Annotated in this window: 23 protein-coding genes; 1 reads left to right on the plus strand and 22 read right to left on the minus strand. The window is 68.7% G+C overall.

The features are described 5' to 3' along the window. Positions 1–10: 10 nt before the first annotated feature. Together nusA and rimP are read right to left on the minus strand one after the other, a co-directional pair. Positions 11–1,603: a transcription termination factor NusA gene (gene nusA, locus AC1REK_RS21465; RefSeq protein WP_492270262.1), complete on the minus strand. Its 1,593-nt coding sequence runs from the start codon at positions 1,601–1,603 to the stop codon at positions 11–13. A 5-nt stretch (positions 1,604–1,608) separates the two neighbouring features. Further along, positions 1,609–2,334: a ribosome maturation factor RimP gene (rimP, locus tag AC1REK_RS21470; RefSeq protein WP_492270261.1), complete on the minus strand. Its 726-nt coding sequence runs from the start codon at positions 2,332–2,334 to the stop codon at positions 1,609–1,611. A gap of 250 nt (positions 2,335–2,584) precedes the next feature. Here rimP and AC1REK_RS21475 point away from each other — a divergent pair, with 250 nt between their 5' ends. Beyond that, on the plus strand, positions 2,585–3,673 hold the full coding sequence (locus AC1REK_RS21475; RefSeq protein ID WP_492270260.1) for a DUF2336 domain-containing protein: 1,089 nt from the start codon (positions 2,585–2,587) through the stop codon (positions 3,671–3,673). Here AC1REK_RS21475 and trmB read toward each other — a convergent pair. From trmB to hslV, 20 genes are all read right to left on the minus strand, one after another. Continuing rightward, a complete protein-coding gene (gene trmB, locus AC1REK_RS21480) occupies positions 3,648–4,340 on the minus strand; it encodes a tRNA (guanine(46)-N(7))-methyltransferase TrmB (protein WP_327521363.1) in 693 nt (230 codons plus the stop codon). The two genes, AC1REK_RS21475 and trmB, sit on opposite strands and share 26 nt — an antisense overlap. Positions 4,341–4,483: 143 nt before the next feature. After that, on the minus strand, positions 4,484–5,689 hold the full coding sequence (gene metK / locus AC1REK_RS21485; protein WP_327521362.1) for a methionine adenosyltransferase: 1,206 nt from the start codon (positions 5,687–5,689) through the stop codon (positions 4,484–4,486). A gap of 156 nt (positions 5,690–5,845) precedes the next feature. After that, positions 5,846–6,259, minus strand: a complete 414-nt coding sequence (locus AC1REK_RS21490; RefSeq protein WP_492270259.1) for a helix-turn-helix domain-containing protein — start codon at positions 6,257–6,259, stop codon at positions 5,846–5,848. A 117-nt stretch (positions 6,260–6,376) separates the two neighbouring features. Beyond that, positions 6,377–7,975: an apolipoprotein N-acyltransferase gene (gene lnt, locus AC1REK_RS21495; RefSeq protein ID WP_492270258.1), complete on the minus strand. Its 1,599-nt coding sequence runs from the start codon at positions 7,973–7,975 to the stop codon at positions 6,377–6,379. After that, positions 7,972–8,952 carry a hemolysin family protein gene (locus tag AC1REK_RS21500; protein WP_492270257.1) on the minus strand — a complete coding sequence of 327 codons (981 nt, stop codon included), beginning with the start codon at positions 8,950–8,952 and terminating at the stop codon, positions 7,972–7,974. The genes lnt and AC1REK_RS21500 overlap by 4 nt, the downstream gene beginning before the upstream one ends. Further along, the gene (gene ybeY / locus AC1REK_RS21505) at positions 8,949–9,545 is read right to left on the minus strand and encodes an rRNA maturation RNase YbeY (RefSeq protein WP_492270256.1); all 597 of its coding nucleotides are present in this window, start codon (positions 9,543–9,545) and stop codon (positions 8,949–8,951) included. Before ybeY ends, AC1REK_RS21500 begins: the two co-directional genes overlap by 4 nt. Next, positions 9,542–10,696, minus strand: coding sequence for a PhoH family protein (locus tag AC1REK_RS21510; RefSeq protein ID WP_327521359.1), 1,155 nt, complete (start codon positions 10,694–10,696; stop codon positions 9,542–9,544). Before AC1REK_RS21510 ends, ybeY begins: the two co-directional genes overlap by 4 nt. Before the next feature lie 98 nt (positions 10,697–10,794). Further along, positions 10,795–12,147 carry a tRNA (N6-isopentenyl adenosine(37)-C2)-methylthiotransferase MiaB gene (gene miaB / locus AC1REK_RS21515; RefSeq protein ID WP_492270255.1) on the minus strand — a complete coding sequence of 451 codons (1,353 nt, stop codon included), beginning with the start codon at positions 12,145–12,147 and terminating at the stop codon, positions 10,795–10,797. A 124-nt stretch (positions 12,148–12,271) separates the two neighbouring features. Further along, positions 12,272–13,081 (minus strand): lysophospholipid acyltransferase family protein, encoded by an 810-nt coding sequence (locus AC1REK_RS21520; RefSeq protein ID WP_327521357.1) that lies wholly within the window; start codon positions 13,079–13,081, stop codon positions 12,272–12,274. Between the two features lie 84 nt (positions 13,082–13,165). Next, positions 13,166–13,663 carry a GNAT family N-acetyltransferase gene (locus tag AC1REK_RS21525; RefSeq protein WP_492270254.1) on the minus strand — a complete coding sequence of 166 codons (498 nt, stop codon included), beginning with the start codon at positions 13,661–13,663 and terminating at the stop codon, positions 13,166–13,168. 2 nt (positions 13,664–13,665) lie between these two features. Continuing rightward, positions 13,666–14,349, minus strand: a complete 684-nt coding sequence (gene tsaB, locus AC1REK_RS21530; RefSeq protein WP_327521355.1) for a tRNA (adenosine(37)-N6)-threonylcarbamoyltransferase complex dimerization subunit type 1 TsaB — start codon at positions 14,347–14,349, stop codon at positions 13,666–13,668. Between the two features lie 172 nt (positions 14,350–14,521). Further along, positions 14,522–15,088 (minus strand): NifU family protein, encoded by a 567-nt coding sequence (locus AC1REK_RS21535; protein WP_316019453.1) that lies wholly within the window; start codon positions 15,086–15,088, stop codon positions 14,522–14,524. Between the two features lie 96 nt (positions 15,089–15,184). After that, positions 15,185–15,679, minus strand: a complete 495-nt coding sequence (locus tag AC1REK_RS21540; RefSeq protein ID WP_316019452.1) for a universal stress protein — start codon at positions 15,677–15,679, stop codon at positions 15,185–15,187. Positions 15,680–15,831: 152 nt separating this feature from the next. Beyond that, complete coding sequence (gene trpS, locus AC1REK_RS21545) at positions 15,832–16,893, minus strand: tryptophan--tRNA ligase (protein ID WP_492270253.1); 1,062 nt, start codon at positions 16,891–16,893, stop codon at positions 15,832–15,834. A 52-nt stretch (positions 16,894–16,945) separates the two neighbouring features. Next, the gene (gene murJ / locus AC1REK_RS21550; protein WP_492270252.1) at positions 16,946–18,532 is read right to left on the minus strand and encodes a murein biosynthesis integral membrane protein MurJ; all 1,587 of its coding nucleotides are present in this window, start codon (positions 18,530–18,532) and stop codon (positions 16,946–16,948) included. 16 nt (positions 18,533–18,548) lie between these two features. After that, the gene (locus tag AC1REK_RS21555; protein ID WP_492270251.1) at positions 18,549–18,863 is read right to left on the minus strand and encodes a type II toxin-antitoxin system RelE/ParE family toxin; all 315 of its coding nucleotides are present in this window, start codon (positions 18,861–18,863) and stop codon (positions 18,549–18,551) included. A gap of 6 nt (positions 18,864–18,869) precedes the next feature. Beyond that, on the minus strand, positions 18,870–19,124 hold the full coding sequence (locus AC1REK_RS21560) for a ribbon-helix-helix domain-containing protein (protein ID WP_492270250.1): 255 nt from the start codon (positions 19,122–19,124) through the stop codon (positions 18,870–18,872). Between the two features lie 63 nt (positions 19,125–19,187). Beyond that, positions 19,188–20,495, minus strand: coding sequence for an ATP-dependent protease ATPase subunit HslU (hslU, locus tag AC1REK_RS21565; protein ID WP_492270249.1), 1,308 nt, complete (start codon positions 20,493–20,495; stop codon positions 19,188–19,190). Then, entirely contained in the window at positions 20,492–21,034 is a 543-nt protein-coding gene (locus AC1REK_RS21570; protein ID WP_492270248.1) for a GNAT family N-acetyltransferase, read from the minus strand. Before AC1REK_RS21570 ends, hslU begins: the two co-directional genes overlap by 4 nt. Next, positions 21,031–21,600: an ATP-dependent protease subunit HslV gene (gene hslV, locus AC1REK_RS21575; RefSeq protein WP_316019445.1), complete on the minus strand. Its 570-nt coding sequence runs from the start codon at positions 21,598–21,600 to the stop codon at positions 21,031–21,033. Before hslV ends, AC1REK_RS21570 begins: the two co-directional genes overlap by 4 nt. Positions 21,601–21,657: the final 57 nt, after the last annotated feature.

Below are 21,657 nucleotides of genomic sequence, written 5' to 3' on the forward strand. Positions count from 1 at the left end.
GCTCTCGTCCTCAGGCCTGCGCCTCTTCCTCGGCGTCGGTCTCGGGAGCCGGCTCCGGCGCCTCGACCCAGCCGGCCTTGATGCGCGCGGCCATCACCATCGCCTCGGCGTCCTGACGCGACAGGTCGAAGCCGTCGAGATAGCCGGAATGGCGGGTGGTCTCGCCATCCTTGCGCTCGGTCCAGCCGACGAGATCGTCGGTGGCGCAGCCGGCGAGGTCCTCGACGCTCTTCACGTCGTTCTCGCCGAGCGCGACCATCATCGCGGTGGTGACGCCCTCGACCTCGCGCAGCTCGTCCTCGACGCCGAGCGCGCGACGCTTCTCGTCGAACTCGGCCTCGACCGCGGCGAGATAGTCCTGGGCGCGCGTCTGGATCTCGGCGGCGGTGTCCTCGTCGAAGCCCTCGATCGAGGAAAGCTCGGACGGCTCGACATAGGCGACTTCCTCGACCGAGCGGAAACCTTCCGAGGCGAGGAGCTGGCCGACCGTTTCGTCGACATTGAGCGCGTTCATGAAGATCTCCGTGCGCTGCACGAATTCCTTCTGGCGACGCTCGGATTCCTCGGCCTCGGTCAGGATGTCGATGTCCCAGCCGGTGAGCTGCGAGGCGAGGCGGACGTTCTGGCCACGGCGGCCGATGGCGAGCGAGAGCTGCTCGTCCGGCACCACGACCTCGATCTTGTCGGCTTCCTCGTCGAGCACGACCTTGGCGACTTCCGCCGGCTGCAGCGCGTTGACGACGAAGGTCGCGACGTCCGGCGACCACGGGATGATGTCGATCTTCTCGCCCTGGAGCTCGCCGACCACGGCCTGCACGCGCGAGCCGCGCATGCCGACGCAGGCGCCGACCGGGTCGATCGAGGAATCGCGCGAGATCACGGCGATCTTTGCGCGCGAACCCGGGTCGCGGGCAACGGCTTTGACTTCGACAATCCCGTCATAGATTTCCGGCACTTCCTGGCCGAAGAGCTTGGCCATGAACTGCGGATGGGTACGCGACAGGAAGATCTGCGGGCCGCGCGGCTCGCGGCGCACGTCGTAGACATAGGCGCGGGCGCGATCGCCGACCTTGAAGGTCTCGCGCGGGATCATCTCGTCGCGACGGATGATCGCCTCGCCGCGGCCGAGATCGACGAAGACGTTGCCGTATTCGACGCGCTTCACCGCGCCGTTGACGATCTCGCCGATGCGGTCCTTGTACTCGTCATACTGACGGTCGCGCTCGGCCTCGCGCACCTTCTGGACAATGACCTGCTTGGCCGACTGGGCCGCGATGCGGCCGAAATCGAAGGGCGGCAGCGGATCGGCGATGACGTCGCCGACCTGGGCGGCCGGGTTGTGGCGCTTGGCCTCGTCGACGGTGATCTCGGTGGCGCCGTTCTCGACGAGGTCGACGACCTGGAGATGGCGGGCCAGGCGCAACTCGCCGGACTTGGTGTTGATCTCGGCATGGACGTCGGTCTCGGCGCCGTAGCGCGAGCGCGCCGCCTTGGCGATGGCGTCCTGCATCGCGTCGATCACGATCTGGCGGTCGATCGACTTCTCGCGAGCGACGGCGTCCGCGATCTGCAGCAGTTCGAGCCTGTTGGCGCTGACAGCCATTGCACTCACTCCTCTTCTTCTCGGTTCTGCTCGGGAGACGGCTTGCCACCCTTGGCGCCCTTGGCCGGCTTGCGGGCCTTCGGGTCGCGCGGTCCCAGCGATTTGCCGCGCCCGGGCGCCGGCATCGCGATCTCATCGGCCGGCGGCATTTCCGGCGGCAGGCCGGACTTTCCGCGGCGAAGCGACTCTGTGACGAGGGCGTCGGTCAAAACCAGCCGCGCCTCGGCGATCAGCCGCATCGGGATCGCGACATCGCGCTCTTCCTCGGACTTCGCGTCGTCACGGGTCAGCAGGGCGTCGCCGCCGCTGACGCCGCGCAGGATGCCGCGGAAGCGCTTGCGGCCGGCAACCGGCTCGCCGGTGTCGATCTTGGCGAGATGGCCGGCCCAGCGCTCGAAATCGCCGGGGCGGACCAGCGGCCTGTCAATGCCGGGCGAAGAAACCTCGAGATGATACGCCGCCTGGATCGGATCGTCGACATCGAGCGCCGGCGAAACCGCCTGGCTGACGGCCTCGCAGCCCTCGACGGTCATCGTGCCGTCCGGACGCTCGGCCATGATCTGCAAGGTGCAGCCGTTCTGGGCGGTGATGCGGACGCGGACGAGGCGATAGCCGATATCGGCGATCGCCGGCTCGACGATCGTCGCGACGCGCGCGGCGACACCCGTCTCGACGACGATCCGCTGTTCCTGATCCTGCATGTCCTGCTCGCCCATTGCCCGGCTCGCCATCATCTCGCCTGCGGCGCCGATGGCGACCGCTACGCCCGGACGGCTTCGGCCAACAAAAAAGAGCGGGCCGGTGGGCCCGCTCTTGATCGCCGGCTTACACCGAAACCAGAGCTGTTGGCGCCCTATCTAGTCCTGTTCGGGCGATCTTGCAAGTTGCGAGGCGGTCGATGGCCGTTTCTCGGTTTCCGCTAACCGGCTGGTCATTCTTGCCTGCTAGCCTCTCGCCCGTTCTGGTGAAGAGGTTGCGTTGATGAGTCCCGTCGGAGCGCTGCTGCGCGACCTCGAAACCACGATGGCACGCGGCTCGAGCGAGGAGCGTGCCACGATCCTGGCGAGGCTGACCGACCTCTTCCTGAGCACGGCCACCGGTATGGCCGAGGACCAGATCAGCGTCTTCGACGTCGTCATCGGCCGCCTCGCCCGGGCGATCGAGCTGCGCGCCCGCATCGAATTGTCGGAGCGGCTCTCGGAGGTGCCGAACGCGCCGAGCGGCGTCGTGCGCCAGCTCGCGCTCGACGAGATCGCGGTCGCACGGCCGGTGCTCGTCGCCTCGCCGCGCCTCAGCGACAACGACCTCGTCGCGATCTCGGCCGCCAAGGGCCGCGACCACATGCTCGCCATCACCGAGCGCCCGGAACTGGGCGAGCCGGTCACCGATTTTCTGATCCTGCGCGGTGGCCGCGTCGTCACCCATGCGGTCGCGGCGAACCCTAGCGCCCGCTTCTCGCGCCATGGCATGGGCGTTCTCGTGATGCGGGCGGCCCAGGACGACGCCCTGCAGGCGACGCTGGGCACGCGGGACGACCTGCCGGCCGACCTCGCCGAGCAGTTGCTGGCCGCCGCCAAGAACTCGGCGCGGCGCCGCCTCGAGGCCTCGCTCGAGCCGGCCATGGCGGGCGCGGTCGCCGGCGCGATCGAGCGCAGTGCCGAGACCGTGTCGACAGAGGCCGAGATCAACGGCGATCTCGGCAAGTTCGGCGTGGCGCTTGCCGATATCAAGGGCCTGAACGAGGCCGGAAAACTCGACGAGACCGTCATCGCGCAATACGCGACCTCAGGCGCGGGCGAGCACGCGATCTGCGGCGTCGCGGTGCTCGCCGGACTCTCGCTGCCCGCGACCGAGCACATCGTGTTCGGGCCGGATCGCGAGGCCGTCCTCCTGGTCGCGCTCGGTATGGGCTGGTCCTGGGAGACCGCCAAGGCGCTGATCGGCCTGCGCAAGGGCGACGGCAAGTCGGCGCCGGTGCTGGAGCGGGCAAGGCTCAGCTTCCGCAACCTGACCCCGACCACCGCCCAGCGCGTGCTCGGCTTCCTCAGGATGCGCGACGGAACGCCGTGAGATAGCTGGGGACGCGCCCCTCCCTCACCGCCTTGGCCTCGTAGCGGGTGCGGATCCAGCCCGGATAGGGCTGGCGCCAGTCGTCGGCATTCTCGTCGGCCCAGTCGAAATCGGGCGAGGCCATAAGCCGCGCCAGCGTCCAGCCGACATAGTCGTCGATATCGCTGGCGAAGCGGAAGCGTCCGCCCGGTCGCAGCGCCCGCGCCAGCAGGGCGAGCGTCCGCTCGGAGACGAAGCGCCGCTTGCGCTGGCGCCGCTTCGGCCACGGGTCGGGGTAGAGCAGGTCGGCGGCATCGAGGCTGCCGGCGGGCAGGCGCGGCAGCATCAGGGCGGCGTCGCCATCCCAGAGTCGGATATTGCGCAGCCCCTCGCGCTCGATGACGGCGAGGAATTTCGCCATGCCGTTGATGAAGGGTTCGCAGCCGATGAAGCCGATCTGCGGGCTCTCGCGCATCCGGTGCAGCAGATGCTCGCCGCCGCCGAAGCCGATCTCGAGGCGAACCGCCTCGACGGGAACCGGGAACAGGGCGGCGAGGTCGCCAATCTCGCCTTCCGGCAGACGCAGCCGCGGCAGCACTTCCGCGATGCGCCCGGCCTGACCTTCGCGCAGCCCCTTGCCCTTGCGCCGGCCGAAGAAGGCCCGGTCGGGATCGTGCTGATCTGTCATCGCCATCGCCTCGGTATCGGAGCTGGGTTCACGCGAAGCGCCGGCTGCAGCTGTCGCACCCCGCCCCATCCGCTCTCCGGTCTAAAGAAAATGGCCGGGGCGCAACGCCCCGGCCATCGTGATCGGGTATCCCGAGGCCGATATCAGGCGACGGCCTTCTTCAGCGTGTCGACCAGATCGGTCTTCTCCCAGGAGAAGCTGCCGTCGCGGCCAGCCTTTCGGCCGAAATGGCCATAGGCCGCCGACTTGGCGTAGATCGGCTTGTTCAGGTTGAGATGGGTGCGGATGCCGCGCGGGGTCAGGTCCATGACCTCGCCGAGGACCGCCTCGAGCTTGGCCTCGTCGACCTTGCCGGTGCCGTGCAGGTCGACATAGATCGACAGCGGCTTGGCGACACCGATGGCGTAGGAGAGCTGGATCGTGCAGCGATCGGCGAGCTTGGCCGCGACGACGTTCTTGGCGAGATAGCGCGCCGCGTAGGCGGCCGAACGGTCGACCTTGGTCGGGTCCTTGCCCGAGAAGGCGCCGCCGCCATGGGGCGCCGCGCCGCCATAGGTGTCGACGATGATCTTGCGGCCGGTCAGGCCGGCGTCGCCGTCAGGGCCGCCGATCACGAACTTGCCGGTCGGGTTTACGTGCCAGACGGTGTCCTTCGAGATCCAGCCATCGGGCAGAGTCTGACGGATATAGGGCTCGACGATCTTGCGGACATCGGCAGAGGACAGCTTCTCGTCGAGATGCTGGGTCGAGAGCACGATCTGGGTGACGCCGACCGGCTTGCCGTTCTCGTACTTGACGGTGACCTGGCTCTTGGCGTCGGGGCCGAGCTTGGCGGCGGCGCCTTCGCCGGAATGGCGGGCCTTGGCCAGGACCTCGAGGATCTTGTGGGCGTAGTAGATCGGCGCCGGCATCAGCTCCGGGGTCTCGCGGCAGGCATAGCCGAACATGATGCCCTGGTCGCCCGCGCCCTCGTCCTTGTTGCCGGAGGCGTCGACGCCCTGGGCGATGTCGGCGGACTGGGCATGCAGCAGCACGTCGATCTTGCACTTCTTCCAGTGGAAGCCGTCCTGCTCGTAGCCGATCGCGCGGATCGCCTTGCGGGCGGCCGACTTGACCTTGCTCTTCATCGCCTTCTCGTCGAGCGAGGTGCGAACCTCGCCGGCGATCACGACGCGGTTGGTGGTCGCCAGCGTCTCGCAGGCGACGCGGACCTGCGCCGCATCCATGCCGGCCTTGGCGGCTTCCTTGAAGAACAGATCGACGACCTCGTCGGAAATCCGGTCGCAAACCTTGTCCGGATGGCCTTCGCCGACGGACTCGCTGGTGAAGAGGTAGTTCTGGCGTGACACGGACAGAAATCCTTTGTGGCGGGAAGGCGACCGCAGGCATAGGCCGGCAGGCTTGCAAAAACGCGCAGCGTCTTTGCAGCGGAAACGTTCGCCGTCAAGGCCAGAAATTGTTTTGAGAGGTCGATCGTTCGACGAGGCGAACGCTGGAACGCGCGATCAGGCCTTTTCTTCGGCTTCTTCCGCCAATGCCTCGACGAGGTCGACAATGCGGCGGCGAACCCGGCTGCTCTTGATCTTGACGAAGGCCTTGGTCAGCTGGACGCCTTCGCTGGTGGCGAGGAAGTCCGAGACATAGGTCGTCGCGGCCATGTCCGAGAAACCGCCTTCAGGTGTGTCGCCGCTCGGTGCACCTTCGAAGAAGAAGGAAACCGGCACCTCGAGCATCTTGGCGATCTGCTGGAGGCGGCTGGCGCTGATCCGGTTGGCGCCCTTCTCGTATTTCTGCACCTGCTGGAAGGTCAGTCCAAGCGCCTCGCCGAGCTTTTCCTGGCTGACGCCGGCGAGCATGCGGCGCATGCGCACGCGGGCGCCGACATGGCGATCGATCGGGTTGGGGACTTTCTTCAGCATCGGTGCCGTCGGCCTCGCGTTCCGTCATTCCTCGCACCGTCCGGATGGAACGACGCTTAGCTCCCGCAACGATACCTCTTTAGCACGGTTCGATCCGCGGGAAAGTTCCAGATGGGATCACTTCCGACGTGGCCATAGCCCAAGCAAGAGCGATGTTACAATCAGGCATGCAAAAAAAACATCCCCGAACCGCGAATAGAGCGTAGCCGGACCAGCCTTGGGCAGGGTCGCATCGAGCACTCCGGTCTCGCCCAGGGCCAGCGAAGCGCGGATGCGGCCATAGCCGTCGACGACGGCCGAGATGCCGGTATTGGCGACGCGGATCAGGGGCAGGCCTTCCTCGACAGCCCGCAGCCGCGCCTGCGCCAGATGCTGATAAGGTCCGCTCGTATGGCCAAACCAGCCATCATTGGTCAGATTCAGGATGTATCCGGGGCGTGGGCCGCTCGGCATGGCCTCGCCCGGGAAGACCACCTCGTAGCAGATCAGCGCAGCGGCCGGCGGCAGGCCGCGGACCTGCAGCGGGGTGCGCCGCGTGCCGGAAGCGAAGCCTCCGGGCACGGAAACGAACTCGGACAGGCCGACGGCGCGGATCAAGCGCTCGAGAAAGGGCGGCAGGTATTCGCCGAAGGGCACGAGGTGCACCTTGTCGTAACTGCCGGTGATCACACCTTCGTCATCGACGATCTGGATCGAATTATAGATCGGCGGGCGGCTTTCGCCCGGCAGGGTCTCACCGGCGCGCGCCGCCCCGGTGATCAGGGTCGCGCCCGGCGGCAGGAGCGCGGCGATCCGCGCCAGCGCCTGCGGGGTACGCCCTAATAGGAAGGGAAAAGCCGATTCCGGCCAGATCAGATGCGTGACGTCCTGCACGCCGAGCGTGCGAGGGCCGGTCGCCCGGTCGCTGAGCGCGAGATAACGCGCCAGAATCATCTCGCTGTTGCTCGGGCTGAACTTGGCATCCTGTGGGAGATTGGGCTGCATCAGGCGCAGCTTCACGCCATTGACCGCTGCAACAGGCTCGGAAGGCACGCGCCAAGCGCCGAAGGCGGCCATGGCGGCGAGCGCGGCGACGGCGAGCCCCAATGGCTGCCAGCGCGCCCGCGCGGTCTCGCCCGTTCCGAGCGTCGCCGGCGCTGCGCCGATCGCCACGGCGAGCAGCGTCAAGCCGTAGAGCCCGATCAGCGAGGCGCTCTGCGCCAGCCATTCCGGCCCCGCCAGCATCATGCCGTAGACGTTCCAGGGAAAGCCGGTGAGGACATGGCCGCGCAGCCACTCGCTCAGCGCCAGCATCGCCGCGAGCACAAGGATGCGTCCCGCTCCCGACGGCCAGAGCAACCGGGCTAAGCCGAAGCCGAGCGCCGGGAAGAGCGCCAGGAAAGCCGGCAGCGCGACGACGCCGAGCGGCATCGCCCAGGCGAACTTGTCGGCCTCGACCAGAAAGGCGGCACCCAGCCACCACAGGCCGGCGAGATGGAAGCCGAAACCCCACCACCAGCCGGCGAGCGCCGCGGCGCGGAAGCGCCCGGAGCGGCTGTCCGCGACCGCCCCGTCGATCAGCCAGACGGCAATGGTCATCGGCACGACGACGAGCGGCCAGAGATCGAGCGGCGCCAGGGCCAGCGCGCCGCTCGCGCCCGCCGCCAGCGCGATCAGGCGCTTCGGCCAGCCCCAGGCGAGGATGACGCGATCGGCCAGAGCCGCCAATGCCGTCATGGGGCTTCCGGAGCGGCGGCCTCACCGGCCGCGACCTCGTCGCGGCGATGGATACGCAGGCGCTTGACGCGGCGGGGGTCGGCGTCGAGCACCTCGAATTCGAGGCCTTCCGGCCCCTTGATCAATTCGCCCCGTGCCGGCACGCGGCCGGCCAGGGTGACGATCAGGCCGCCGAGCGTGTCGACCTCCTCGGCGACCTCGGCGCTCGAAAGATCGATGCCGGTCGCCTCGTTCAGATCCTCCAGCGTCGCCCGCGCATCGGCGATGAAGCGGTTCTCGCCGGCGGGCGCGATGGTCGGCGCCTCGTCATGGTCGTGCTCGTCCTCGATGTCGCCGACGACGATCTCGATCAAGTCCTCGATCGAGACCAGACCGTCGGTGCCGCCATATTCGTCGATCACGAGCGCGATATGGGTCCGCGTCGCCTGCATCCGTACCAGGAGGTCGACGGCCGGCATGGAGGGCGGGACGTAGAGCACCGGCCGCAGGATCGCCGCCTGCGCCAGGGTCACCGAGAGATCGACGGCGCCGAGATCGGGCACCGCCTCGCCCTCGCCGCCCCGACCCGGCTTGGCGCGCGCGGCCAGGAAGTCGAGGAAATCGCGGATGTGGATCATGCCGCGGGGGTCGTCGAGGGTCTCGCCATAGACCGGCAGGCGGGAATGGCCGGCACTGCGGAACAAGGCGAGCAGGCTCGCCAGTGTCGCCTCCAGCGAGACCGCGATGATGTCGGCGCGCGGGATCATGACGTCGTCGACGCGGCGCTCGCGCAGGCTGAGCACATTGGAGAGCATGGCCCGCTCCTGCGGGCTGATATCGGCGATCTCGCCGCTCCCCTGCGCCAGGGCTTCGGTGATCTCCTCGCGGACCGAACCGCCATGGCGCAGGCCGAGGCGGTCGAGGAACTGGCCGAGCCAATGGGTGAGGCCGCGGCCGGCGGATTCGGAGGCGGTGCTAGATCGAGGGTCGTCGCTCATGGCGCGGGTGAAGACTGCTTCTTGCGAGGAGCCGCCGCGGGAGCGGGCTCGGTGGGGTGGGGGTCGGTTCCGGCATAAGGATCGGCGATGCCGAGGCGGGCGAGTGCCGCGGTCTCCATCGCCTCCATGCGCTGCGCTTCGGCCTCGGTCTCGTGATCCTCGCCGAGCAAATGCAGCAGGCCGTGGATGACGAGATGGCTGAGATGATCGCCGAGGCTCTTGCCTTCGGCCTCGGCTTCGCGCGTCAGCGTCTCGAGGGCGAGCACGATGTCGCCGAGCACCGGGCTTGAGGCGACGCGCTCCGGCGGCACGGCCGGGAAAGAGAGCACATTGGTCGCCTTGTCGAAGCCACGCCATTCGCGGTTGACGGCGCGGATGCGCTTGTCGTCGGTCAGGAGCAGGCTGAGTTCGGCCCCTTCGAGCGGCCGCAGGCGCGCTTCCGCGAGACCGGCGGCGATCGCCGCCTCGATACGCGGCCGCAGATCGCCAAGCTCGCGCCAGCGCCGCGACTGCAGGCGCAGTTCGAGCGTCAGCCCACAGGCCGGCAACTCGGATCGCGGCGCGGCGCGCCGCGATCGAGGTCGATCGTTCATCGCGGTCTCTCCCGCGACAGCATGCGCTTTAGGCCGTCGGCATCGCCTTCCACCGGGCCGGCATCGGCCGGCGGCAGGTTGGCGAGCCGGGCCTCGCGCTCGTCGCGTTCCTTCCTGGCGGCATCCTCATAGGCCATGACGATGCGGCGCACGAGTTCATGGCGGACGACGTCGCCCTCCTCGAAGCGGGCATGGCCGACGCCCTCGACGCCCGAGAGCAGCCTGACCGCCTCGACCAGGCCGGAGCGCTGGCCCGGCGGCAGGTCGATCTGCGAGGGGTCGCCGGTGATGATCATGCGCGAGCCCTCGCCGAGGCGGGTCAGGAACATCTTCATCTGCACGGAGGTCGCGTTCTGGGCCTCGTCGAGCAGCACGACCGCATTGGTCAGGGTGCGGCCGCGCATGAAGGCGAGCGGCGCGATCTCGATCATCCCGGTCTGGAGGGCCCGCTCGACATGGCGCGCCTCCATGAAATCGTTGAGCGCGTCGTAGATCGGCCTGAGGTACGGGTCGACCTTCTCGCGCATGTCGCCCGGCAGGAAGCCAAGGCGCTCGCCGGCCTCGACCGCCGGCCGTGAGAGCACCATGCGCTCGACCACGCCCTGCTCGATCAGCGAGACCGCATGACCGACCGCGAGCCAGGTCTTGCCGGTGCCGGCCGGGCCTTCGGCGAGGACGAGCTCATGACGCTTGAGCTGGCGCAGATAGGCGTCCTGCGCCGCATTGCGGGCCCGCACCGGCCCACGCTTGCGGGTGACGATGGCATCGAAGGCGGACTTGCCGGCATTGTCGGCCGGAAAGAGCGAGCGCTGCACATTGCTCTCCTCGATCGCACCGTCGACCTCGCCGAGATTGACGGCAGCGCCGATCTTGGCGCGGGCATAGAGGGTACGCAGCACGCGGCTCGCCTGCTCGGCGGTATCCGGCGGCCCCTTGATGGTGATGTGGTTGCCATTGGGGCTGACGACGACACCGAGCCGGCGCTCGAGATGCGCCAGATTCTGGTCGTATTGCCCGAAGACCAGGCTCGCGAGCTGGTTGTCGTCGAATGACAGCACCACTTCCGTGCCGGACAGGCCGGCGCGCGCCGGCACCTCCTCGCGGAGCGCCAGCGGGTCGCGGCGAAGGCCGCGTTCGGGTCTCGGGTTCATCGGATCGGCCTGGGCCAAAGGTGTCTTCTCCTGGAGCGGGGGTCGTGGGCAGGCAGAGGCACGCGACGAAACCCGACTCGACTTCTAGGCATACGCACTCAGGCAGCCAGCTCCCGCGGCACGGCACGGCCGAACAGCGAGTTCGAGCCGGCGCGTTCGATCGTCACCATGACGCGCTCGCCGATGCGATGCGTCGCGGTTTCGATCTGGACCGCCTGGAGATAGGGGGTCTTGCCCGCTAGCTGGCCGGGATGGCGCCCGGCCCGCTCGAGCAGCACCTCGACTGTCCGGCCGACCATGGCGTGGTTGAACTCCTGGCGATGGCGCTCGACCAGCGCCTGCAGGCGCTGCAGGCGCTCATCCATCACCGCGGGCTCAACTTGCGTCTCGAGCTCCGCCGCGGGAGTACCCGGACGCGGCGAGTACTTGAACGTATAGGCCGAGGCGAAGCGGACATCCTCGACGAGACGCAGCGTCTCCTCGAAATCGTGATCGCTCTCGCCGGGGAAGCCGACGATGAAATCCGAGGACAGGGCGATGTCGGGCCTGGCCGCACGCACCTTGTCGATCAGCCGCCGGTATTCGTCGCCCGTGTGCTTGCGGTTCATCGCCGCGAGGATGCGGTCGGAGCCGGCCTGCACCGGCAGATGCAGGAAGGGCATCACCTGAGGCAGATCGCGATGGGCGGCGATCAGATCGTCGTCCATGTCGCGCGGATGGCTGGTGGTGTAGCGGATGCGGGCGATGCCCGGCACCTCGGCGAGACGGTGCATCAGCCGCGCCAGCCCCCAGATCCGCCCGCCCTGCCCTTCGCCATGATAGGCGTTGACGTTCTGGCCGAGCAGGGTGACGTCCTGCACGCCGGCCTCGGCCAGACGCTCGACCTCGGCGACCACCTGCGCGACCGGGCGCGAGAATTCGGCGCCGCGCGTATAGGGCACGACGCAGAAGGCGCAGAACTTGTCGCAGCCTTCCTGCACGGTGACGAAGGCCGAGATGCCACGGGCGAGGATCGCCGCGGGCTTGGGCGCCGGCAGATGGCCGAACTTGTCGTCCGGCGGCAGATCCGTGTCGACGACACGGCTGGCGCGCGCCTCGGCCAGCAAGGCAGGCAGGCGGTGATAGGCCTGCGGGCCGACGACGAGGTCGACCGCCGGCTGGCGGCGCTGGATCTCGGCACCCTCGGCCTGGGCGACGCAGCCGGCGACCACCAAAGTGGTCTCGTGGCCATCGGCCTTGCGAGCCTGCTTCAGCTCACGCAGCTTGCCGAGCTCGGTATAGACCTTGTGCGCCGCGCGCTCGCGGATATGGCAGGTGTTGAGCAGGATCAGGTCGGCATCGTCGGGCGTCGCGGTTTCCTCAAAGCCCTCGGCGCCCAGGACATCCGCCATGCGCTGCCCGTCATAGACGTTCATCTGGCAGCCATAGGACTTGATGTGGACTTTCTTCATCAACGCGGATCCGACCTCAATCCCGTCTCCTTACCCCAGTCGGTCACAGTTTGGGAATCATACTGCCGCCAGAGGCAGGCAGGCAATATCCGGGCCGCGCCGACAGAACCCCGAGGAGAGTTGCTCAAGCGCGTGACCGGCCGGTGACGGCCTCCTGCCGGGCCCGGCGGATGGCGATCTCGGCGAGCCGAGTCGCCTCCTTGCGCGAGAGCTTGCGGCCCATCCGGATCGGCTCGCCCCAGGCGAGCTCGACATCGACCGCCCCGGACGCAAGGATCGACTTCAGATGTGGCGCGAGCTCGGTGTCGCCGTGCCAGGCGAGGCCCGAGCGCACCGCCCGCCCGCCGGGCAGGCCGTGATAGCCGAGATAGGTGATGCAGAGCGGATAGACCGTCACCTCGCCATCCGCCTCGCCCTCGCCGCGCACCGCCTCGTGCGCGGCGCCGAGCAGCGAGGACCGCAAGGGCAGGACACGGGTGCCGTCACCGGTCGTACCCTCGGCGAAAAGCACCACCGCCTGCCCGTCCGAGAGCCGCTGGCCCATCTCGGCGGCGACGCCGGCCGTGGCGCCACGGCGCTTGCGATCGATGAAGACGGTGCGCTGCAAGGTCGAGAGCCAGCCGATCACCGGCCAGGTCGCGACCTCGGCCTTGGCGACGAAGGAGAGCGGCCGCAGCGACCCGACCACCGGTATGTCGAGCCAGGAGACATGGTTGGCGACGATCAGCCCGCCCTCGCCGGGGCCGGGCGGCTTGCCGCGAATCACGGCGCGGACACCAAGGCCGCGGCAGACCAGCCGATGGAACAGTCGCGTGAACAGGAAGCCATGACTGGGTCCGAGCCGCATCGAGACCAGTTGCGGCGGGATCAGGACGAGCGTGCCGAGACTGATCAGCGCCATGCGCAGCATCGCACCGGGACCCAGGCCGTTCATTCTCTGCGCAAAGCTCCGCTCACAGGGTTCCGGCTATAGTCCCCGCCCGTTCGCTCGTCCATGGCAGGCACCGGGCAGGGCAGCTCAGCCAAGGTCGAGCCGCATCACCAGCGCGGCGGCGCGGCTGCCGTCGGGCTTCGGGTAATAGCCCTCGCGCCGGCCGACCTCGGCGAAGCCGAACTGGCGGTAGAGCCCGACGGCCGCCGCATTGGCTTCCTCGACCTCGAGGAAGAGCCGGGCGACGCCCTGCGCCGCGAGCCTTGCCAGATGCCCCGCCAGCAGCGCCTGGGCGAGGCCGCCGCGGCGGCTGCCCCTTGCGACGACGATGCTGAGAATCTCGGCCTCGTCGGCGGCGATCCGCGACATCACGAAGCCGGAGGGCTCGGCGGCGCTGCCGGAGAAGACGCCATCGGCGAGAACTGAGGGATCGGCCAGGAGCGCCGCGCATTCGCCGGGATCCCAGAGCCGGGCAAAGCCGCCCTGATGATGCAGGGCAGCGACGTGGCGCGCCTGGGCCGTGTCGAGCCGGCCCGTCCGGGCCGGGGCCGCACGGCGGCGGCGCAGGCGGTCGAGCCAGTCCATGCTCAGCGCCGCGGCAGGCGGGCGCGATCCTGCGGCGTCGTCTCCGGCTCCTTCAGATAGAGCGGGCGCGGCGGGGCGCTCTGCGGATCGGCGATCATGCCGAGCCGCGCCACCCAGATCACGTCGGGAGCCTTGGCATCGTCGACGACCACGGCATCGAGCCCGATCGCCCAGGCCTCGTTGGCGACGGCGAGCGCTGCCGAGCCGACGAGCGAGACCGGACCGGCGCCGATGGCGCGGGCCGCATCGCGATGATTGACCTGGCGGATCGAGACCAACTGCTTGCCTTGCGCATTCAGCGCCTGGAACCAGACCTGGCCGTGCTTGGCATCGAGCGCGGCGGCGATCACCCGACCGCCCTCGCGTCCGACCAGAGGGGCGGCTGTAGCCGCCAGCGTCGAGACGCCGACGGCCGGAATGCCGGCGGCGAAGGCGATGGCGCGGGCCGCGCTGATACCGACGCGCAAGCCGGTATAGCTGCCGGGGCCGATGGTGACTGCGACCCGGTCGAGCGAGGAGAAGCCACCCTCGACCTTGCCCATAACGCGCTCGATCATCGGCATGAGCGCTTCGGCATGGCCGCGCTCCATCGCCACCTGCTCGATGGCGATGGGCTGCGCCGAGCCGGCCTCGAGCACGCAGGCGGAGCAGGCGCCGAGCGCGGTGTCGATGGCGAGGATGCGCATTAGTTGCCTACCGGGCATGAAACGTGGCCGGTCGTCCCGGGCGACCGAAGGAAGACCCGGGACCTATGCCCTGACATCACCGATGAAGGCTCAGGCATGGATCCCGGCTCTGCGCTGCGCTCCGGCCGGGATGACCGCCGGAGGTGTGGAAGAAACCGAAGCGAAGCAGCCCTCAGACCGCCTCGACCTCGCGAACCTGCGGCAGGAAGTGCCGGAGCAGGTTCTGGATGCCGTGCTTCAGCGTCGCGGTCGAGGAGGGGCAGCCCGAGCAGGAGCCCTTCATGGCGAGATAGACGGTGCCGTCCTTGAAGCCGCGGAAGGTGATGTCGCCACCGTCGCCGGCGACGGCCGGGCGGATGCGGGTCTCGAGCAGCTCCTTGATCGTCTCGACGGTCTGCGCGTCCTCGTCGGCGAAGAACTCTTCCTCGCTCTCCTCCGGGCCGGCATCCGCGGCGCCGTCCGCCATCAGCGGCGCGCCCGACATGTAGTGCTCCATGATCGCGCCGAGGATGGCGGGCTTGAGATGCGGCCATTCGCCCTCCGCCTTGGTCACGGTAATGAAGTCGGAGCCGAAGAACACGGCCGAGACGCCCTTGACACCGAACAGGCGCGAGGCGAGCGGCGAGCGGTCGGCCTGTGCGGGGTCGCGCAGTTCAACCGGCCCTCCGGGCGAGACGCTGCGGCCGGGCAGGAATTTCAGGGTAGCGGGATTCGGCGTGGCTTCAGTCTGGATGAACATCGATCTTACCTCCGGCACCGGCGGGTCAAGGCCGCCGTTCCTGTTCCCGATATAGGCCCATCGCTGGAATCATTCCAGCCGCGCCGGCATGCCGGATCAGGCGAGGGCGTCGATTTCCTCATCGGCGAGATGGCCGGGCACGATGGCGACCGGAATCGGGAAGGTGCCGGCGCTCTTGCCGGCGAGCGCGCTGACCAGCGGGCCCGGCCCGGCGCTGCCCGTGCCGGCGGCGAGGACCAGCAGCGAGATGTCCTCGTCGGCCTCGATCAGCTTGACCATCTCGTCGGCCTTGATGCCGGTGCGCACGACCTTCTCGGGCTCGAGCCCGGCGAGCGAACGCACCGAAGCGGCGGCCGCGGTGATCAGCGCCTCGGCTTCCGCCTCGGCCTCGGCCCGCATCACCTCGCCGACGCCGAGCCAGTTCTCCTCGGCCGGCGGCGTCACCACGCCGAGCAGCACGATGGTCGCGCCGACGCGGGCGCAGCGCCGGGCCGCGAAGCGCACCGCCTTGGCACATTCCGGGCTGTCGTCCACCACCGCGAGGAATTTCGGGCGATGGCCCGTCTCATAGGACCGCCGTCTCTTGACCATTGCCGCCGCCTGTCGCCGCTTCCAGAGCCTGATATCGTGGCAGGCGCCGCAAGGTCAGCGCAAGCCCCGGCCGGGCGCGCCGCCCGAGCCGCATTCTGCCCGGCCAGTCGAGACCGGGCAGAATAGTCGTTTCAAATCAAAGACTAGATCGCCTAGCGGCGCCGGACGAAGCCGACGATATCCTTGACGTCGCGCATGATCGGCGCGGCGATCGCGTCGGCACGGTCGGCACCGTCGCTCAGGATGGCGTCGACATGGCCGGGGTCGGCGAGCAGCCGGCGCATCTCGGCGGCGATCGGCGCGAGCTTCGCCACGGAAAGATCGACCAGGGCGGCCTTGAAACCGGAGAACTGGCCGCCGCCGAACTGGCTAAGAACCTGAGCCCGGGTGGCGCCGGAGAGGCCGGCATAGATGCCGACGAGGTTCTCGGCCTCGGGCCGGCCCTCCAGCCCCTTTTCCTCGGAAGGCAGGGCCTCGGGATCGGTCTTCGCCTTGCGGATCTTCTGGGCGATGGTGTCGGCATCGTCGGTCAGGTTGATGCGCGAAAAATCCGAGGCGTCGGATTTCGACATCTTCTTGGTGCCGTCGCGCAAGCTCATCACCCGGGTCGCCGGGCCCTGGATCATCGGTTCCGCCAGCGGGAAGAAGCCGAGATCGCCGGTGCCGGTGCCAAGCTTTTCGATCTGCTCGGCGAAGTCGTTGTTGAACTTCTGGGCGATGTCGCGGGTCAGCTCGAGATGCTGCTTCTGGTCCTCGCCGACGGGGACATGAGTCGCCTTGTAGAGCAGGATGTCGGCGGCCATCAGCACGGGATAGTCGTAGAGCCCGACAGAGACGTTCTCGCGGTCCTTGCCGGCCTTTTCCTTGAACTGCGTCATGCGGTTCAGCCAGCCGAGGCGGGCGACCGTGTTGAAGACCCAGGCGAGCTCGGCATGGCCCGAGACCTGGCTCTGGTTGAAGATGATGCTGCGCTTGGGATCGACGCCGGCGGCGATATAGGCCGCGGCGACCTCGCGGGTGGCGCGGGTCAGCTCGACCGGACCGCCCCAGACGTCCATGGACGGCGTGATCGCGTGCATGTCGACGACGCAATAGATGCAGTCATGCGTCTCCTGCATCGCCACCCAGTTCACGAGGGCGCCGAGATAATTGCCGAGATGGAGCGTCGAGGTCGGCTGCATGCCGGAGAAGACGCGGGGAAGGAAAGCAGCCATCGGGCGCTCCGTCGTCAGGGGCGTTATCGGGCCCGAGCCGAGGATTTTCGGCTCAGGAACGCGGCGTTCTGACGGAAGCGCCGCGAAGGCGCAAGAGCAGCGGCCCGAAAGCACCGAGGATCCAGCCCGCGAGGCCATAGACCAGGGCCCCGCCGAGGCAGAGCGCCGCCAGCGCCGCGGCGCGCATCAGCGTGTGCTGGCCGGGCGCGAGCGAGGGCAGCAGCTGCGGCAACAGGACAGCGAGCGCCGCCGCCATCAGCGCCGCCGCGAGCAGGATGGCGACGATGGTGCGAATCGTCTCACGGTCGGGCCGCCACAGCCCGTCCCGGAGCAGGAAGCCCGCGAGTAGCAGCGCCTGGACGAGGAAGGCGAGGCTCGCGGCGAGCGCGCCGATCATGGCGGCCTCGCGCCAGCCGAGCAGAGCGTAGCCGGCACAGGCGGCGACGAACACAGCGGCAAAGCCCGCAAGCAGGGGCAGGCGCGGCCGGCGCCGAACGAAATAGACCTGCCCGAAGACCTTGGCCGCCAGCGCGAAGGGCAGGCCGAGGGCGAAGGCCGAAAGCGCGGCAGCCGTGCGCACGCGATCGGCCGCACCGAACTGGCCGTTCTCGAACAGCACCGAGACGATCGGCTCCGCCAGCAGGAACAGGGCCGTCGCGGCGGGAACGGCGAGCGCGAGGCCAAGCGCCAAAGCGCGGCCGAGCAGCGCGTCATGCTCGACCTGAGATTGCTCGCCCGCCATCGCCGAGAGCACCACCGTGCCCATCGCCACGCCGAAGAAGGAGAGCGGCAGCTGGAAGACACGATCGGCATAGTAGAGCGCCGCGACCGAGCCGGCCTCCGCCGAGGCGATCTGCGTCGAGACCAGGAGGACGAGCTGCGCGGCGGATGCGGCGAGCAGGGTCGCGCCGCCGGTGCGGACAAGCCGCTTCATTTCCGGCGACCAGCGCAGGCTCGGGCGCAGCACGCCGATCCGACGCAGCGGAGCGAGGATCAAGGCGAGATGGGCGAGCCCGCTCAGGCTGAGGCAGGCGGCGAGGAGTGTGGCGCTCTGCTCGCTCGGCCCGCCGCGGAAGAGCTCGACGAGGAGAACCGCGAGCAGGATCGCGTTCATCAGCGCCGGCGCCAGCGCCGCGATCGTGAAGCGGCCTTCGGCGTTGAGCAGGGCCGCGAGCAGGGCCGCGAGCGTCGTCAGCAGCACGAAGGGCAGCATCAACCGGGTGTAGAAGGCGGCGAGTGCGAGCGTATCGGGCTCGCCGGCGAAGCCGCCGGCAAGGCCGAGCACCACCCAGGGCGCGAACAGCTCGGCCAGCACGACGAAGAGAAGCAGCAGCAGGCCGAGATGGCTCGCGGCCTCGCCGGCGAAGCGCCGCGCCGCCGCCTCGCCGTTCTCAGTCTTGATCGAGAGGTAGAGCGGCACGAAGGGCGCGTTCAGCCCGCCCTCGCCGAGCACGCGGCGGACCAGATTGGGCAGGCGCAGCGCCGCGAGGAAGGCATCCGCCACCGGCCCGGTACCGAGCAGGCGGGCGATCAGCACGTCGCGCGCGAAGCCGAGCAGCCGCGACAGGATCGTCGCCGCGCCGACGACGAGGGAATCGCGGGCGAGGCGGGAAGGAGGCTGCGCCGGCGTATCGCTCACGAGCGCGCATCCCTGGTCATAATCCGAGGTCCTCACGCAGGCGATCGATCTGGTGCATGCGCTGATGCAGGATCGTGACGATGCCGATGTCGCCATTCGCCAACCGGCGCCAGTAGATGACATGGCGCTCGTAACGCACCGCGAAGCCGTCGACGCCGAACTCGGCTGGCACGGGCCGCGACGTCACCGCACGCGTTTCGATGCGGCCGAATGTCTCGAACAGCCCCTCGATATAGCGCTGCGCCTGGTCCTTGCCCCAGCGCTCACGCGTATAGCGATAGATCTCGTCGAGGCGGTGCGAGGCCGCTTCCTGTATCCGGATCGCGGCCATGCGCGGTCAGGCTTCGTTGCGCGCGATCACCTCGGCGGCGGTGAGCGGCCGATAGGAAGAATCGGGGGCGGCAAAAGCCTGCTGCAGCTCCGCTTTCAGGCGGCCGAACGCCGCCTGCTCAGCGCGCTCCTTATCGCGGCGAATCAGATCGCGCACGTATTCGCTGACATTCTCGTAGTCCCCGTCCGGACCCACGTTCTCAGCGACGAAATCGCTCAATGGGCCGCTGATCCGGACGGTCATGGTGGTCGTGCGCGGCATCGGCTCGCTCCTTGTCTTCAATATGCACAAAATTGAAGACAAGCGCCACTCCGCGGTCGGCGCCTACAGAATGAACCGGCTCAGATCGGCATTCCTGGCGAGATCGCCGATGCGCGCCTCGACATAGGCGGCGTCGATCGTCACGCTCTCGCCGCCGCGATCGGTCGCGGTGAAGGAGATCTCGTCGAGGATGCGCTCGATCACGGTCTGGAGCCGGCGCGCGCCGATGTTCTCGACTGTGGAGTTCACCTCGACCGCGATGCGGGCGATCGCGTCGATCGCATCGGGCGCGAAGGAGATCTCGACCTGCTCGGTCGCGAGCATGGCCACCGACTGCTTGATCAGGCTGGCCTCGGTCTCGGTCAGGATGCGCTTGAAGTCCTCGACATCGAGCGGCGAGAGCTCGACGCGGATCGGCAGGCGGCCCTGCAGCTCCGGCAGGAGGTCGGAAGGCTTCGAGACGTGGAAGGCGCCGGACGCGATGAACAGAATGTGGTCGCTCTTCACCGGCCCGTGCTTGGTCGCGACCGTCGTGCCTTCGATCAGCGGCAGCAGGTCGCGCTGCACGCCCTCGCGCGACACATCGGCGCCGGAGCGGCCCTCGCGGGCGCAGATCTTGTCGATCTCGTCGAGGAAGACGATGCCGTTGTTCTCGACCTCGCGGATCGCCTGCTGGACGATCGCATCCTGGTCGATCAGCTTGTCGCTCTCCTCGGCGAGCAGCGGGCCATAGGCGTCCTTGACCTGGACGCGGCGCGGCTTGCCCTTCTGGCCGAAGGCCTTGCCGAACATGTCGGAGAGATTGATCGCGCCGATCGAGGCGCCGGGCATGCCGGGCACCTCGAACATCGGCTGGCCGCTGCCCGCTGAGGCGACCTCGATCTCGATCTCCTTGTCGTCGAGCTCGTTGGCGCGCAGCTTGCGGCGGAAGGCGTCGCGCGTCGTCGCGCTCGCCGTCGCCCCGACCAGCGCATCGAGCACGCGCTCCTCTGCGGCGATATGGGCCTTGGCCTGAACGTCCTTGCGGCGGCTGTCGCGCACCAGCCCAATCGCGACCTCGACGAGGTCGCGCACGATCGATTCGACGTCGCGGCCGACATAGCCGACCTCGGTGAACTTGGTGGCCTCGACCTTGAGGAAGGGCGCATTCGCCAGCTTGGCGAGGCGCCGCGCGATCTCGGTCTTGCCGCAGCCGGTCGGCCCGATCATCAGGATGTTCTTGGGCGCGACCTCCTCGCGCAGCGGCCCTTCGAGCTGCTGCCGGCGCCAGCGATTGCGCAGCGCGATGGCGACGGCGCGCTTGGCGTCGTTCTGGCCGACGATGAAGCGATCGAGCTCGGAGACGATCTCGCGGGGGGAAAAGGTGGTCATTGCGTTTCCGTGTTCGGCATGAACTGCATGATGAGGGCTTTGTCGGCGCCCGAACGGACCGCCGGCATCGGCCGGAAGCCGGCCTTGCGATAGGCCGCGATCGCCCGGGCATTCTCCGGGTCGGGGTCGATGATGATGGTCGCGTGGCCACGATCCCGCAGCGTCTGGCAGAAGCGCCGCAACACGGCAGAGCCGAGCCCCTGCCCGAGCCTTTCGCCGTCCGCCAGCGAGAGATCGACGCCGACCGCCTCCGCCGGCAGTTCCATCAGCCAGGGATTGTCGGTCGCCCAATCCGGCGTCTGGTGGGGCGCAACCTGCCAGACCTGAATATAGCCGGCAGGCGCGCCGTCCAGCTCGAAGATGTAGGGCTCGCAAGTGTCGTCGCGACCCTCGACCATGTCGCCGATATAGCCGAGCTCCCTCTGTGGCTCGCCCCACCATTGCCGCCAGTGCGGGCGGGCGAGCCAGTCGGCCAGCATCGAATAGTCCGCCGCCACGACGGGACGGAACGCGATCGACCGCGCCGGCGCGCCGCTCATGCCAGCTCCAGACTCTCGATGACGAGCGAGTGGTTGGTGTAGACGCAGATGTCGCCGGCGATCTTCATCGCCTTGCGCACGATCGTCTCGGCATCGGGCTCGACATCGACCAACGCGCGGGCCGCGGCCAGGGCATAATTGCCGCCGGAGCCGATCGCCATCACCGAGCCGTGCTCGCTCGCTTCCGGCTCGAGCACGTCGCCGGTGCCGGAGATCAGGAGGGAGACCTCCTTGTCGGCGACAAGCAGCATCGCTTCCAGCCGGCGCAGATAACGGTCGGTGCGCCAGTCCTTGGCGAGCTCGACGCAGGCGCGCAGCAGCTGCGTCGGATATTGCTCGAGCTTGGCCTCGAGCCGCTCGAACAGGGTGAAGGCGTCGGCGGTGGCGCCGGCGAACCCGGCGATCACCGCGCCCTTGGCAAGGCGGCGCACCTTCTTCGCATTGCCCTTCATGATCGTCGGGCCGAGCGAGACCTGACCGTCGCCGCCGATCACGACGCGCCCGCCCTTGCGCACCATCAGGATGGTGGTGGCGTGCATGCTGGGAATGCTGGAGGTCTCTGACATCGCGATTCAGTCTCGGTCGGAACGGGTGCCGCCAACATGTTCAGGCGAAGGCCCGGT

The organism is Allobosea sp. GW823-FHT02B03, from assembly GCF_058797755.1.